Origin of the sequence: Natronospira elongata, assembly GCF_034931365.1 — a bacterium.
In the GTDB taxonomy this organism is placed as follows: Bacteria; Pseudomonadota; Gammaproteobacteria; order Natronospirales; family Natronospiraceae; genus Natronospira; species Natronospira elongata.
In genome coordinates this window covers 1-13683 of the sequence record NZ_JAYGII010000048.1, presented here as the reverse complement: position 1 = coordinate 13683, position 13683 = coordinate 1, and the positions used below count along the sequence as shown (strand labels likewise).

10 protein-coding genes are annotated in these 13683 nt (G+C 62.4%); 5 read left to right on the top strand and 5 right to left on the bottom strand.

The window, feature by feature from the left end:
* Window positions 1–95: 95 nt before the first annotated feature.
* Together VCB98_RS12790 and VCB98_RS12785 are read left to right on the top strand one after the other, a co-directional pair.
* Window positions 96–509, top strand: a complete 414-nt coding sequence (locus tag VCB98_RS12790) for a hypothetical protein (protein ID WP_346053160.1) — start codon at window positions 96–98, stop codon at window positions 507–509.
* Between the two features lie 124 nt (window positions 510–633).
* Entirely contained in the window at window positions 634–1140 is a 507-nt protein-coding gene (locus VCB98_RS12785) for an elongation factor P hydroxylase (RefSeq protein WP_346053159.1), read from the top strand.
* 354 nt (window positions 1141–1494) lie between these two features.
* On the opposite strand, the gene VCB98_RS12780 is transcribed toward VCB98_RS12785, so the two are convergent.
* The gene (locus VCB98_RS12780; RefSeq protein ID WP_346053158.1) at window positions 1495–3090 is read right to left on the bottom strand and encodes an amidohydrolase family protein; all 1596 of its coding nucleotides are present in this window, start codon (window positions 3088–3090) and stop codon (window positions 1495–1497) included.
* 226 nt (window positions 3091–3316) lie between these two features.
* Between VCB98_RS12780 and VCB98_RS12775 the strand changes: the two genes are divergently transcribed.
* A complete protein-coding gene (locus VCB98_RS12775; RefSeq protein ID WP_346053157.1) occupies window positions 3317–5443 on the top strand; it encodes a S9 family peptidase in 2127 nt (708 codons plus the stop codon).
* Window positions 5444–5504: 61 nt separating this feature from the next.
* Here VCB98_RS12775 and VCB98_RS12770 read toward each other — a convergent pair whose 3' ends face one another.
* The 4 genes from VCB98_RS12770 to VCB98_RS12755 are packed head-to-tail and all read right to left on the bottom strand — an operon-like array spanning window position 5505 to window position 9752.
* On the bottom strand, window positions 5505–6557 hold the full coding sequence (locus tag VCB98_RS12770) for a synaptic vesicle VAT-1 family membrane protein (RefSeq protein WP_346053155.1): 1053 nt from the start codon (window positions 6555–6557) through the stop codon (window positions 5505–5507).
* Entirely contained in the window at window positions 6554–6940 is a 387-nt protein-coding gene (locus tag VCB98_RS12765; RefSeq protein WP_346053153.1) for an NfeD family protein, read from the bottom strand. The genes VCB98_RS12770 and VCB98_RS12765 overlap by 4 nt, the downstream gene beginning before the upstream one ends.
* Window positions 6940–7839, bottom strand: a complete 900-nt coding sequence (locus VCB98_RS12760; protein ID WP_346053151.1) for an alpha/beta fold hydrolase — start codon at window positions 7837–7839, stop codon at window positions 6940–6942. Before VCB98_RS12760 ends, VCB98_RS12765 begins: the two co-directional genes overlap by 1 nt.
* Window positions 7836–9752 (bottom strand): ATP-binding cassette domain-containing protein, encoded by a 1917-nt coding sequence (locus VCB98_RS12755; protein ID WP_346053149.1) that lies wholly within the window; start codon window positions 9750–9752, stop codon window positions 7836–7838. Before VCB98_RS12755 ends, VCB98_RS12760 begins: the two co-directional genes overlap by 4 nt.
* Window positions 9753–10167: 415 nt before the next feature.
* On the opposite strand from VCB98_RS12755, the gene VCB98_RS12750 reads away from it, so the two are divergent.
* Together VCB98_RS12750 and VCB98_RS12745 are read left to right on the top strand one after the other, a co-directional pair.
* Entirely contained in the window at window positions 10168–11430 is a 1263-nt protein-coding gene (locus VCB98_RS12750) for a hypothetical protein (RefSeq protein ID WP_346053148.1), read from the top strand.
* 164 nt (window positions 11431–11594) lie between these two features.
* Complete coding sequence (locus VCB98_RS12745; RefSeq protein ID WP_346053147.1) at window positions 11595–13130, top strand: AbgT family transporter; 1536 nt, start codon at window positions 11595–11597, stop codon at window positions 13128–13130.
* Window positions 13131–13683 lie beyond the last annotated feature (553 nt).

Here is a 13683-nt window from a genome sequence, read left to right as displayed (position 1 = left end):
CACCGGCATCGAAAGGCACGCCGCTGATCGAAACCCCACCCCCCACATCCGTTACAATAGGCGGCTGAACACCCCAATCGACTGGAGACTTTTGCATGAGTGAACAGGAAATGCCGCGCATGGAGATGGATGCCGAGGGTCTTTTCCGGGAAGAGACCTACACCGATGCGCGGGTGGGCAGTATCCGCTGCATGGTGCCGGTGAAAGCCGATGGCAGCGATGACGATAGCCGCAGCGTCCGTTACCTGGGCAATACCCAGGTGATGACCGAAGCCGGCGCCCTGCCCCTCTCCTTCGAGATCGAGGCCGATTCCCTGAAAGCCGCGGTGGAGCAGTTCGACGAGAACGCCCGTCAGGCCCTGGAAGACATGATGAAGAAGGTGGAGGAAATGCGCCGCGAACAGGCCTCCCGGATCATGACCCCGGGCGATACCGGCGGCATGGGTGGCATGGGCGGCGGCCAGGGCGGCATGCCCGGCGGCGGTGGCGGCGGCATTCAGATGCCGTAGAGAGTTAGGGGCGAGGGGTGAGGGGTTAGGAGCATAGCTTGCTCCTTGCTCCTTGCTCCTTGCTCCTCAGCACTCAGCACTCAGCACTCAGCACTCAGCACTCAGCACTGATTTTCCTCTGCCGATGTCCAAAACCACCCACCACGCCGATGATCTGATTCGGTTATTCAACGAGACTTTTGAGGAAAGCCACAACACCGTGCTGATTGGTGGCGGTGCTGAGCCCGAGTATCGGCCGGCGGACGAGCTTCATCCTCGGCATCGAATCATATTTACCCGCGATTATTTCGCCAGCGCCCTGCATGAAGTCGCCCACTGGTGCATCGCCGGGGCACACCGCCGCAAGCTGGTGGATTACGGCTATTGGTATGAACCCGATGGTCGCGGGCCGGAGCGCCAGGCTGAGTTCGAGCGGGTCGAGGCCCGGCCTCAGGCGATTGAGTGGGCTTTCAGCATTGCCTGCGGGTCGCCTTTCCGGGTCAGTCTGGACAACCTGGACGGCCCACAAACCGCCAGCGAGGCATTCCAGGCACGGGTCCGTGAAGCCAGGACCACGATGGAAGCGGTCGGTTTCCCACCCCGCGCGAAGACCTTTATCCGGGTTTTGCGGGACTGGTATCAAGGAAGCTGAAATCGCGGATAAATCCGCTCCCACGGCGGTTCCGGCATACGCTACAGGCACCGTGGGAGCGGCTTTAGCCGCGATTAAGAACCATAAGACTTAACCAAACCCTCCGCCAGCAGGGCCCAGGTGACCACCACCAAAGGTAGGCCTAGGTGGTGACAGGCCTTTCCAAGACTGTGTGAGCCAGGATGGCGAACCCAGAGTCTCCAGGGATGGGTTTACGGCGTTCTTGGAAAGGCCTGTCACCACCTAGGCCGAAACGCCACCAGTCACCAACATCGAAGGGTCCTACCCAGATCGAAGCCAATCCATCGCCGCCATCAAAGAGCACGCCCCCAATCGAATCCCACAACCATCAAATCAGAACTCAGCCGCCGGCTGCGTAAGCCGTTCGATGTCTCTTTCGTCCTTGGCCTCCTGCACCATCTCCCGCACATCGGCACGCAACTGCTCGGCGTCAAAGATGATGCCGTCCTTGATGGTATAGCGAACACCACCCACCCGCTTGAGCTCATTATTGTCATCAACGCGAATGGCGCCGGTCCCGTAAAGCACCTTCAAATTCTGCAGCGGGTTCTCCTCCACGACCACCAGATCGGCCAGCTTGCCCGGCTCAATGGAACCCACCTTATCGTCCATGCCAAGCGTCTTGGCACCATGCAGACTGGCTGCACGAATCACTTCCAGGGGATGAAAGCCGGCTTCCTGAAGCAGTTCCATTTCCTGAATGAAGCCAAAACCGTAAATCTTGTAGATATAACCCGAATCAGAGCCTACCGTGACCCGGCCACCGTGGTTCTTGTAGTCATTGATGAACTTCATCCACAGGCGATAATTCTCACGCCAGTTGATTTCATCCTCGGTGGTCCAGTCAAACCAGTAGGAACCGTGAGCCCGGCGATCCGGCTCAAAGAAATCCCATAGCGAAGGCAGGGTATATTGCTCATGCCATTCGGCCCGGCGCTGGGCCATGAAATCCCGGTTGGCTTCATAGATGTTGAAGGTAGGGTTAATGGTCAGGCCAAGATCAATCAACTGATCCCGCACACGATTCCAGTGCTCACTGCCCGGCGCCGCCGCCTGCCGCCAAAGCTTGCCGGCCTCGGCAAAGCGGTGATACTCATCCTGATAGTTGTAGTCCAGACGATAGTGCTGGAGAGTGCGGTCTTCGAACAACGCCTCCGGCAACCCATACCAGTGTTCCATGGTGGTCAGGCCCCATTCGGCGGTGTCGAGGACATTGGCCCGCCCCACCTCCAACTGGGCATGGTGCTGTGCCGTACCCAGGCCACGGTCACTCGCCTCTTCGATGGCAGCGCGCAGGACATCGGGGTGACTGCCGAAGAACTTGAAGCCATCCACGCCACGCCGATCCATTGACCGCACCCAACGCCGTGCCTGACGTTCGGTGGTGATCGGCCCGTCGTGTTCCATGCCGAAACCGGCATAGGCCTGAATGCGGGGCGCGGTGATTTCATTGGCCTCGCTGCGACGCTGATGGTCCAGCACCCAGTCGATGCCATTGAAACTGCCCGGGTCACGAATGGTGGTGATGCCATGGGACAGCCACAACTTGAACACGTACTCCGCCGGCGTCCCCTGGGCACGACCGCCGATATGGGCATGCATATCCACAAAACCCGGCAGGATATACATGCCGGACAGATCCAGTTCCCGATCATCCGGGCCGGCTTCCGGTCGCCCGTCCGGATCGATCTCCACGCCGGGGTAGCCAACCACATGGACATCGGCGATGCGGTTGCCCTCGATGACGATATCCACCGGCCCCTTGGGCGGCGCCCCGGTACTATTGATCAGGGTGGCACCGCGCAGGATCAGGCGATCATAAGGGCCCTCTCCCTCCGCACGTTCCGGCGCGGGCTCAATGGCCGCCAGGGCGACACCGGTGACCAGGGTGCTGAAGCAGAGACTCAACAGGAGAACAAGTCGACGCATGGGAAGCTTCCTTCTGGCATGGGGAGATCCGGAGGCCAATCCTAGCAGGGCCACGGCCACCGTCGTAGTCCCCAAGCCACATTGTGATATCTTTCCCGACACTTCCCAGTGTGAGGGCAGCAGAATGAAAGGGGCACTTCCATGGGTATTCCCGTTCCTCGCCGCAGGCCTGCTTGCCTGCGGTCAGAGCGAGAACGCCACACAGCAACAGAATGACGAGGCATTAATGGCTCACAAGGCATTTCAGGCACAAGATTTGGTCGAGGCGCCCGTTGCCGAGCGCCGGGAGAAGGAAATCACCCAGCACGGTGAAACCCGAATTGATCCCTATCACTGGCTTCGGGACGACAACTGGCAGCAGCTCCTGCGCGATACCGCCGTACTGGACGAAGACATTCGTGAACATCTGAACGCGGAGAACCGCTATCACGACGAGATGATGAGCGACGTCAGCGATCTGCGCGAGCGCCTGTTTCAGGAAATGCGCGCACGCATCAAGGAGGATGATGCCTCGGTTCCTCGCCGTGATGGGCCTTTCGAGTACTACACCCGCTTCCGCGAGGGTGGTGAGTACCCGATCTTTGCCCGCCGCCCCGTGGGAGAAACGGAGGAGACCATCCTTTTCGATGGTGACAAGGAGGCCCAGGGCCAGGACTTTTTCAATATCGCAGCAGTGAGCCACAGCCCCGACCACAAGCTGATTGCCTACGGCGTGGATACGGTGGGCTCGGAGTACTTCACCATCCGCATTCGTGACATCGACAGCGGCGAGGATTACCAGGAAACCATCGAGCAAAGCGGGGGCGATGTGGTCTGGGCGGCGGATTCAGCCAGCTTCTTCTACATCGAGCGCGATGACAATCAGCGTCCCAAGCGCGTCCGTCATCATGAGTTGGGCACGGATCCCGAATCCGACCGGGTGGTCTATGACGAGGAAGATGACGGTCTCTTCGTCTCCGTCTCCGAGACCCAGAGCGGTGAATACATCCTCATCAACGCCGGCAACCATAACAGTTCACAAAGCTTCTACATCCCTGCCGACGAGCCCAAAGCCCAACCCAGGCTGATCGCGCCCCTCAAGGAAGACGAACAGTATGAGGTGGAACATCGGGGTGATTATTTCTACATCCTGACCAACGCCGATGGGGCGGTGGACTTCAAGATCGTGCGTGCACCGGTAAGGAGCCCGGGTCGGGAGCACTGGGAAGACTGGCTGCCCCATGAAGCCGGACGCTACATCACCGATTTCGTCACCTATGGAGACTATCTGGTCTGGGTGGAACGACGGGATGCGCGGCCGCGTCTGATGGTATCCGACTATCAGGGCAAGACCCGCGAGGTGCCCATGGCGGACGAGGCCTATCATCTGTCATTGAGTCCCGGTTACGAATTCCACACTGACAGCACGCGCTTTCTCTACACCACCCCGGCCCAGCCGCTGCAGACCTTTGATTACCACCTGGAGAGCGGTGAACGGGAATTGAGAAAGACCCAGAAAGTACCCAGCGGCCATGATCCCTCCCGCTATGTCGTGGAACGCATCGACGCCCGCGCCCCGGACGGGGAAAGCATTCCGGTCACAGTCCTGCGCCTGGCCGATACCCCCCTGGACGGCTCGGCACCGGTATTGCTTTACGGCTATGGCAGCTACGGCGCCTACATGCCGGACTTCTTCTCCATCGGCAACCTCTCTCTGGTGGACCGGGGCGTGATTCATGCCGTGGCCAAGGTCCGGGGTGGTTCCGCCAAGGGCCGGCAGTGGTACCTGGATGGCAAGCTGGACAAGAAGCCAAACAGCTTCACCGACTTCCTGGCCTCGGCCAAGGGCCTGATCAAGGAAGGCTATACCGCCCCCGGCCGCATCGTCATCGACGGCCGCTCCGCCGGCGGACTGCTGGTGGGGGCTACCGTCAATCTGGAGCCGGAGCTCTTCGCCGGGGTCATTGCGGGGGTACCCTTCGTCGATGTACTCAACACCATCTCCGATCCCAGCCTGCCCCTGACCCCGCCGGAGTGGCCGGAATGGGGTAATCCCATCGAGTCAGAGGATGACTACGCCGTGATCAAGAGCTACTCGCCCTATGACAACCTGCGGGATGGCGTGCCCTATCCGCCCATCATGGCCACCGCCGGTCTGGCGGATTTTCGAGTGACCTATTGGGAGCCGGCAAAGTGGATCGCCCGCCTGCGGGCCGAGGCAAAGGGCGGGCCCTTCCTGCTCAAGACCAACATGGAAGCCGGCCACGCCGGCTCCGCCGCCCGCTTCGAGTCTCTCAAGGAACAGGCTGATCTCTACGCCTTCGCGCTGAAGGTCCTCGGTCGCGCGGATGCCGAACCGATCCGGCATGAGTGAGGGGCTTTAATGGACGGGAGCGGCCTGTCTGTCGCTCCCGCCAATGGCTTCCGCGAATGGCTCAGTCGGCGCTTTGATCAGGCAGCAAGACCAGCTTGCCGGTGGTCTGGCCGGACTCCAGATCCCGATGGGCACGGGCCACCGCTTCGAAGGGATAGCTTGTCACCGGCAGTGCCTGAAGGCGGCCTGCCTCCGCGCGCTGCACGAGGTGATCCAGGCCACGACCAAGGACATCGCGGTGCTCACCCATGAAGCTGAGGTTGAAACCCATGACACTGCGATTGTCGCTGGTCAGGCGCAGGGGATTGAAACGGGGCGTGCGCAACCAGCCGGCAATCATGGCAGGCCAGTTCACTCGGCCCCGCCCCTTGCGATCCGGCCGAAACATGCCGTGGAAACCATAGATCAGCAGACGCCCACCCGCCGCCAGATGACGATAGCTCTCGGCGAGTGTGGGATAGCCGTTGGCATCGGCAATCAGGTCATAGCCATCGGGCGCATGATCTTCGGCCGCCGCCCATAGCGGCTCGCGGGACTTGTCGATCACCGGAATATCGTAGCCGGCCAATGCCTCGCGCTTATGGCTTGCGCCAATCACCGCCACCGGCCGGGCACCGGCATCCAGGGCCAACTGAACCAGGGCCTGGCCAACCCCACCCGCGGCGGAATGCACCAGCACCCGATCACCGGCACGAATGCCGCCCAGCTCATGCAGGGCGTACCAGGCAGTGAGAAAGACCGTGGGAAAACCCGCGGCCTGGGCCTCGGACCAGCCGCCGGGGATGGGACGAAGCTGTTCGATGGGCACGCAAACCTTGCTGGCATAGGCATCGAAGAGACTGAGGGCAAAGACCCGCTGGCCCACGGCAAAGTCACTGACGCCCTCGCCCAAGGCCGCCACGCGCCCGGCCACTTCAAAGCCCGGCGTCAGGGGCCAGCCGACGAATTCACGGGCTGATTTATAGAGCCCCATGCGGGCAATACAGTCGGCGAAATTGACCCCGATGGCCTTGCTCTCGATCACGACCTCACCCGGCCCGGGCGCGGGATCCGGCGCCGACTCAATCGCCAGTCGCTCATAACCACCCGGCTTGGCAATCCGGACCCGGATCATTCCTCCCCCCTGATGGCGGCAACCAGCAATATCAGCCGCTCGGCATCCTTGACCTCAATCCTCTCGCCGGCAGTGATGGTCTGGCCATCCACGCTGCGAGCCCGCCAGCGTTCCCCCGCCACCTCCACCAATCCAACCGGATCAAGATCGGTACGAACCACGCCGGTGAGCCCGACCATGCCCACGGCACCCGGATCATGACCGCCTTCAAGAGCCGGCCGATAAAGGGGATAGAGCAGCACGTCCTTGATCACCCACAACAAGAGCAACAGCATTGCCAGACGATCGGAAATCCAATCCCATTGATAAAGCAGATAGACGATGATCCCGAACAGAATCAGGCCGGGAATCTGCAGCAGGGTGTACTTGCCAATGGTGCCCATCAGCCCTTCCCTTCGCCGTGCTCGGCGAGCCAGTCCAATACCACCGGGAAATGGTCCTCCCCGGCTTCCGGGGCGGTGAGCATGTCGATATGACCATAGTCGCGGGCGTAACCCTCGGCCTTGGCCAGCAGCAGGAAGCGTTGCTTCCCTTTACCGGACTCGGCCATCAAACGCTTGACGTCCTCCGGGTGGCCCAGGGCGGCATCGGCGGCCCCCGCCAGATACAGGGTCGGAGGCAGTCGCTGCTCGGCCAGGGCCGCCCGATAGTCAAAGCCATCGATCGGGTCCACCCAGCGGGTCTCACGTACCCAGCGCCGTCCGTGAGAGAAGCTCAAACGGCTCTCATCATCGGAGCCGAAGCGCAAACGCCGGGCCGGCAGATAACCGGCCAGCAAAACAATCAAAGGCGACAGCCAGCACCAGATCAAGTCCACATAGAGGAGGCGGCGAAGATTCCAGACCCGGACCCGACGCTTGCTGCCGAAAAAAACCAGAGAAGCCACCGAGCGGGCCCGTTCCGGAAAGCGGGCGAGGACCGCATTCATCAACACACCACCCCAGGAATGGGCGATCCAGTGCTGGCTGACGCCGGGGCGCTGCTGCCCGATATAATCCTGCGCCGCCGGGATTTCCCTGAGGATGGAATCGGTCTGACTGTAGCGACTGCCCCGAGCAATCCGAGGGCGACTGCCCCCACGCCCGCCCAGGTCCATCACCCAGACATCATAACCACGTTCCGCCAGCCAGGGCGCCAGGCCCCGGCCGGAACGACTGTAGAAGATACGGCCATTCTCGATGGCACCGTGAAGCAGGAACAGCACCTGACCTTCACCGGGAAAGCGACGCAGATGGATACAGCGTTCACCGTCCAGTTCCACGAAATGTGACTCTGCATTCACCGCACTCCCTCCGCCGCCGCTCTGGCCGCTTCCAGTTCTTCCTCTGCCTGCATCCATTCACTCTCCAGTCGCTCAAGTTCACTGCGAAGTGCTGCCTGCTCCTTGAGCAGGGGTTGAAGCCGAAGCCCGGCCTCCTCCTCATACAGGGTCGGGTCTGCCAGCTGCTCTTCCAGACTGGCGAGGCGTTCCCCACTCTTCTCGATGTCCTTCATCAGGCGAGCGGCACGATCCTTGAGTGGTTTCAGGGCCTGCCGCCGCTCGGCCGCAGCCCGCCGGGCCGCCTTGCCACGGTCATTGCCACCACCGCCGCCGTTGGTCTGGCTTTGACTGGCCTGGCGGTTCAGTCGCTGCTGATCCAGCCAGACACGATAGTCTCCCAGGTCGCCGTCAAAATCACGGACACTGCCGTCAGCCACCAGCAGATACCGATCCACGGTGTTACTCAGCAAGTGGCGATCATGGGACACGGTCACCACGGCACCCTCAAAGCCCTGCAGTGCCATGGTCAGGGCATGACGCATTTCCAGGTCCAGGTGGTTGGTGGGCTCGTCCAGCAACAAGAGGTTGGGGGCCTGCCAGACCAATAGGGCAAGCACCAGCCTTGCCTTCTCACCCCCGGAGAACGGGGCCACCGGATCGGTGGCCATGTCCCCCTGAAAGCCGAATCCCCCGATGAAGTCCCGCAGCTTCTGTTCCGATACCGCGGGTGACAGGCGTTGGAGATGATCCAGGGGGCTGGCAGCGGTATCCAGTTGCTCAAGCTGATGCTGAGCGAAGTAGCCGATCCGCACATTGGCACCCACATGGCACTCACCGGCCATGGGCGCCAGCTCACCGGCCAGGGTCCGCACCAGGGTGGACTTGCCGGCGCCATTGGGCCCCAGCAGGCCGATCCGGTCACCGGGTCCAATGCTGGCATCCACGCCGCTCAGCACCGGGTCCGTGCCGTAGCCGAGACTCACCCCCTCGAGCTTGATCAGGGGATTGCCCGCCCGGGGTGCGTCGGGAAATTCAAAGTGAAAGGGCGAATCCACATGCGCCGGGGCCAGCTTCTCCATGCGTTCCATCGCCTTGATACGGCTCTGGGCTGCCTTGGCCTTGGTGGCCTTGTAGCGGAAGCGATCAACGAACTTCTGCATATGCGCGATTTCGCGCTGCTGCTTCTCGTACAGGGCCTGCTGTCGGGCCAGTTGCTCGGCCCGCTGGCGCTCGAACTCGCTGTAGTTGCCGCGATAATGATTCAGGCGACAATGTTCGATGTGGAGGATTTCAGCCACCACCGCATCCAGAAACTCCCGGTCATGGGAGACCAGCACCAGGGTTCCCTGATAGGCCTTGAGCCAGTCTTCCAGCCAAAGCACCGCCTCCAGATCCAGATGGTTGGTGGGCTCGTCCAGAAGCAGGAGATCGGAGGGGCACATCAGGGCCTTGGCCAGGCCGAGCCGCACCCGCCAACCGCCGGAAAAGCTCCCCACCGGGTCGCCATGCCGGCTGGCGGCAAAGCCGAGCCCATTCATCAGCTCCCCCGCCCGGGCCCGGGCGGAATATCCGTGCACATCCTCGAAGCGGCCATGAGCCCGAGCAATGGCATCTCCGTCTCCCGAGGCTTCCGCTTTGGCCACGTCCGCTTCCGCGGCGCGGAATGCCGGGTCGCCATCCAGCACGAAGTCAATGGCCGGGCGGTCCAGGTCAGTGAACTCCTGGGCCATGTGGGCGATCAGCCAGTCTGAGGGTACCGACACCTGACCGGCATCCACCGCCAACTCACCCCGCAGCAGGGCGAACAGGGAACTCTTGCCACTGCCATTGGCGCCCACCAGACCGATCCGGTGGCCAGGGAAAAGGGTCGCGCTGCCGCCCTCGATCAGGGCCTCCGGGCCGCGGCGCAAGACAATGTCGCTAATCTGGATCATGCTGATATCACTGCTGCAGGGGTGAGCCATGCCCGTCCGGGAACGACGGGGCGGGTAGTGTATCCCCTGTGTCCCGGCACTGCACAAAGACTGAAACATCGGCCAGCCGGCATCGTCTACGACCCGGCAGTCCGATCCCCGAGGCACCCTTTCCCCCAAGGGGACGGACGCCCCCCGTATGAGGGATGGCCCGGACAGGCAGAATGGGCTGTAATCATACGGGTCGCAAAGCATACCGGCATTGCCGGTGCCCCTTTCGCACGACTGGGTCCACCTCCTTATCGTGCGAAATCGGGGTGGCGGGCTTCAGGGATGAAGCCTGTCTCCCCGAACTTGCTTGACGCTGACTTCCCCCTCCGGTTTAATTTTCGCGCTGCTTTATTCCCCCAATTCGTTTCAGGAATCGAATCACAGCATGTCTCGTAGCCAGCGCCTCATCCAATTGCTCACAGAACAGGGTCCACTCAGCTCCGCGGCCGTACAGAAAGCCCTGGGCATCAGCCGCCCCACCCTCTCCCGTCTCATGCGGGAAGTGAATGACCAGGTGCTGCGACTGGGCCAGACCCGACAGGTTCGCTACGCGGTGCCGCGCCAGCTCGAGGGCCTGCCGGACAGCCTGCCGGTCTATCGCGTGGATGAAGACGGCCGCGCCCACGACCATGCCCGGATACGCGCCCTGGCGCCGAGCGAATGGGCCTGGCAGGCCGAGGACGGCCTGCGCATCGGCACCGGCCTGCCAAGGGAGATCAGCGCCCTCTGGCCCCGCGGTTACATGGCGGATGCCCACTTCGGTCAGGTCGGCGACGAGGAAGAGCAACTGCGACTGCTGAGTGAACAGGGCATCGCCATGCCGGGCAACCTGATTCTTGGCGAGGCCGCCATGGCCGGATTCCTCGGCCATGACCCCGAGCCCCATTCCCTGGATGATCTGCCCAAACTCGCCCAGCAGGCCGAGGCCGGCGACCCGCCCGGTGAACCGGTCCCGGGTGACTCGCCCCGCTTCACCGCCTGGATGGAGGGCCATCAGGTTCTGGTCCGCTTCGCGCCCCTGGCCGATTCGCCCACCGCGCAACGCCAGGCCGGGCTGCTCGCCGCCGAGGCCCAGGCCCTGGAACTGCTGCGGCGCCAGGGCTTGCCGGTGGCCCCGGCCCGCCTGCTCGACCTGGGCGGCTACCGCTTCCTGGCCACCGCCCGGATTGACCGGGTCGGGCGCCTGGGACGCCGCGCCGTTCTCCCGCTCCGGGCCCTGAGCGGCAAGGGGGTGGACCCCGAAGACGCCGCCGCGACCGCCACCGCCCTCAAGCGCAGCGCCCGCCTGTCAGCGGAAGAGGCCGAACAGATCCTCTGGCTGGAGGAATTCTTCCGCCTGATCGGCAGCCGTCCGCTGGATGGCGAAACATTACCGTTCTTCCCCACCGAGGACGCCCTGCACCTGGCTCCCCTCCAGGCCCTGCCCCCCTCCCGGCTGGCACCGGCCGAGGACGGCAGCCTCCCCGACCAGTTCCCAGCCCCGAGCCTGCCCGCCACCGGCGCCCTGGCCCGCTGGCGCAGCGCTGCCCAGGCCGCCGCCGAGTACTGCCAGCGCCTGGCCAGCGATGAACGCCTGGACTTCGAGCTCCGCAAACTCGCCGGCGGCCACGGCAAGATGCTGGCGGAACGGCTGGAGCGGTTGGGTTAAAGACCGTAGGAGCGGATTTATCCGCGATCCAACGCTTCGATTGCCCTCATATCGCGGATAAATCCGCTCCTACGGCGTGTGGGCATGGCCTTGCCTTACTCGCAGCTCGCCCATTTTTCCAATATGATCCGCTCTTTTGTGGTCACTGAAGTGCGGGGAAAACAATGAGTGAGCGGGGACAGGCCTTTGGCAGCTTCGTAGAACGGGCGGCGCGGAAGATTCCCGATCCGGTCATCATTTTCATGGTCTTTCTGCCGGCGGCCCTCCTGGTCTCCATGCTCATGGGCGGGCATGAGTTCGAAACCATCGGCGTGGGCGGCGAACCGGTCACCCACACCATCAAGGCGATGTACGAGGCCGAACACGTCCGCTGGCTGTTCGACAATGCCCTGGTGGACAACTGGCTGGCCTTCGGCAACGGCGTGCTCGGTGTCATCCTGGTGGTCATGCTGGCCATCGGCATTGCCGAGAGTTCCGGCCTTTTTGGCGCCCTGATCAAGCGGGTGGGACTGAATCTGCCGAGCAAATGGCTGCCGCTGCTGCTGGTCTTCCTTGGCATCATGAGCTCGGTTGCCACCGATGCCGGCTATCTGGTTCTCATACCCCTGGCCGGCCTGCTGTATGCGGGCATCGGCCAGAATCCCCTGATCGGCATGGCGGCGGCCTTCGCCGGTGTCTCGGCCGGCTTCAGCGCCAATCTCATGCCCGGTTCGGTGGATGTGATCATCGGCATGAACGCCCAGGCCTTCGCCGAGGCCCAGGGCGTGCCCTTCGAGAACACCCTGGGCCAGCCGCTCAACCCGGCCACCATGAACTACTGGTTCATCCTGACCTCGACCTTCGTTCTCGCCATTCTCGGTGCCTGGGTGACCCTGCGCTGGGTCAAGCCGCGCCTGGAGAATCAGAGCTGGGTGGTGCCCGAGGAAGTCAACTTCGATGAGTTCCAGCTCACGGATGCCGAACGTCGGGGGCTGCGTGCTTCCTTCCTGGGGGTGCTGGTTTCCCTGGCGGTGGTCTTTGGATTGGGCTATGGGCCCCTGTCTTCCTATACCGATGAGGCCGGCAATGTGGTCCGGCCGTATCTCAACAACATCATCCTGCTGATTTCCTTTTTCTTCGCCATCACCGGTGTCTTCTTTGGCGTTGCGGCGGGAAAATTCAAGCGCACCTGGGATGTGGTCCAGGCCATGGTGGGCCAGATGAACACCCTGGGTTATGTGATGGTGCTGACATTCTTCTGCTACAACTTCCTGGGTGTGCTGTCCTACAGCGGTCTGGGCCAGTACATCACTTACCTGGGTTCGGAAGGCCTGCTGGCGCTGGGCCTTCAGAACTATCCCATCCTGCTGATCATCGGCTTTATCTTCACCACGGCCCTGATCAACCTTTTCGTGGGCGGGCTGACGTCGAAGTGGATGCTGCTGGGCCCGATCTTCATCCCCATGCTCTACTTCGTGAACAGCGACATGACACCTGACCTGGTGGCTGCCGCCTATCGCGTGGCGGACTCCTCCACCAACATCATCACGCCGATGATGACCTATGCGGGGGTGATCCTGGCCTTCATGCGCAAGTACAAGCCGGAAATGACCTTTGGCGACATGCTGCTGATCATGGTGCCCTATTCCATCGCCTTCCTGCTGGTCTGGACGGCGCTGTTGGTCGGCTTCATTGTTTTGGGCATTCCCTTGGGTTTCTGAAGATAGCAGTGTGAGGCAGCTTCGTTCAGGTTAGTACCCTTTGATGTCGGGGGCGCGAGTCGGCTTCGTTTGGGTTAGGACCCTTCGATGACGGTGACGGGGGGCGTTCCGGCCTTGGAGCCGACAGGGCCTACCTTTGGTGGGTGTCACCTGTGCAGTGCTCGCGGAGCGTCTGGTTCAGTCTTATGCCTTGGTGCCAGCCGGAGGCTCTTGATCGCGGATAAATCCGCTCCTACGGCGGCTTCGGCATACGCTAATGGCACCGTCGTAGGAGCGGATTTATCCGCGATTTCACCCGCTGAATCGAAGGCAATCTGCCGATCAATCTGAATGCACCATCAGCAAGCACGGCCAAGGTGACCACCGCCTAGAGTAGGTCCAGGTTCCGGTGGCCTTGCTCAGGGCTGTGTGAGGCAGGGTGAGGCAAGACCGATGGTCCGGTGGACCATCGCAGCTTGCCGAACGCCCGCACAGGGATGTGCGGGCTGGACCGGAAGACGGAGCAGGAAAGCGCAGTCTTTCGGTCGCCCCCAAAGCCTACAGGGATGTATCT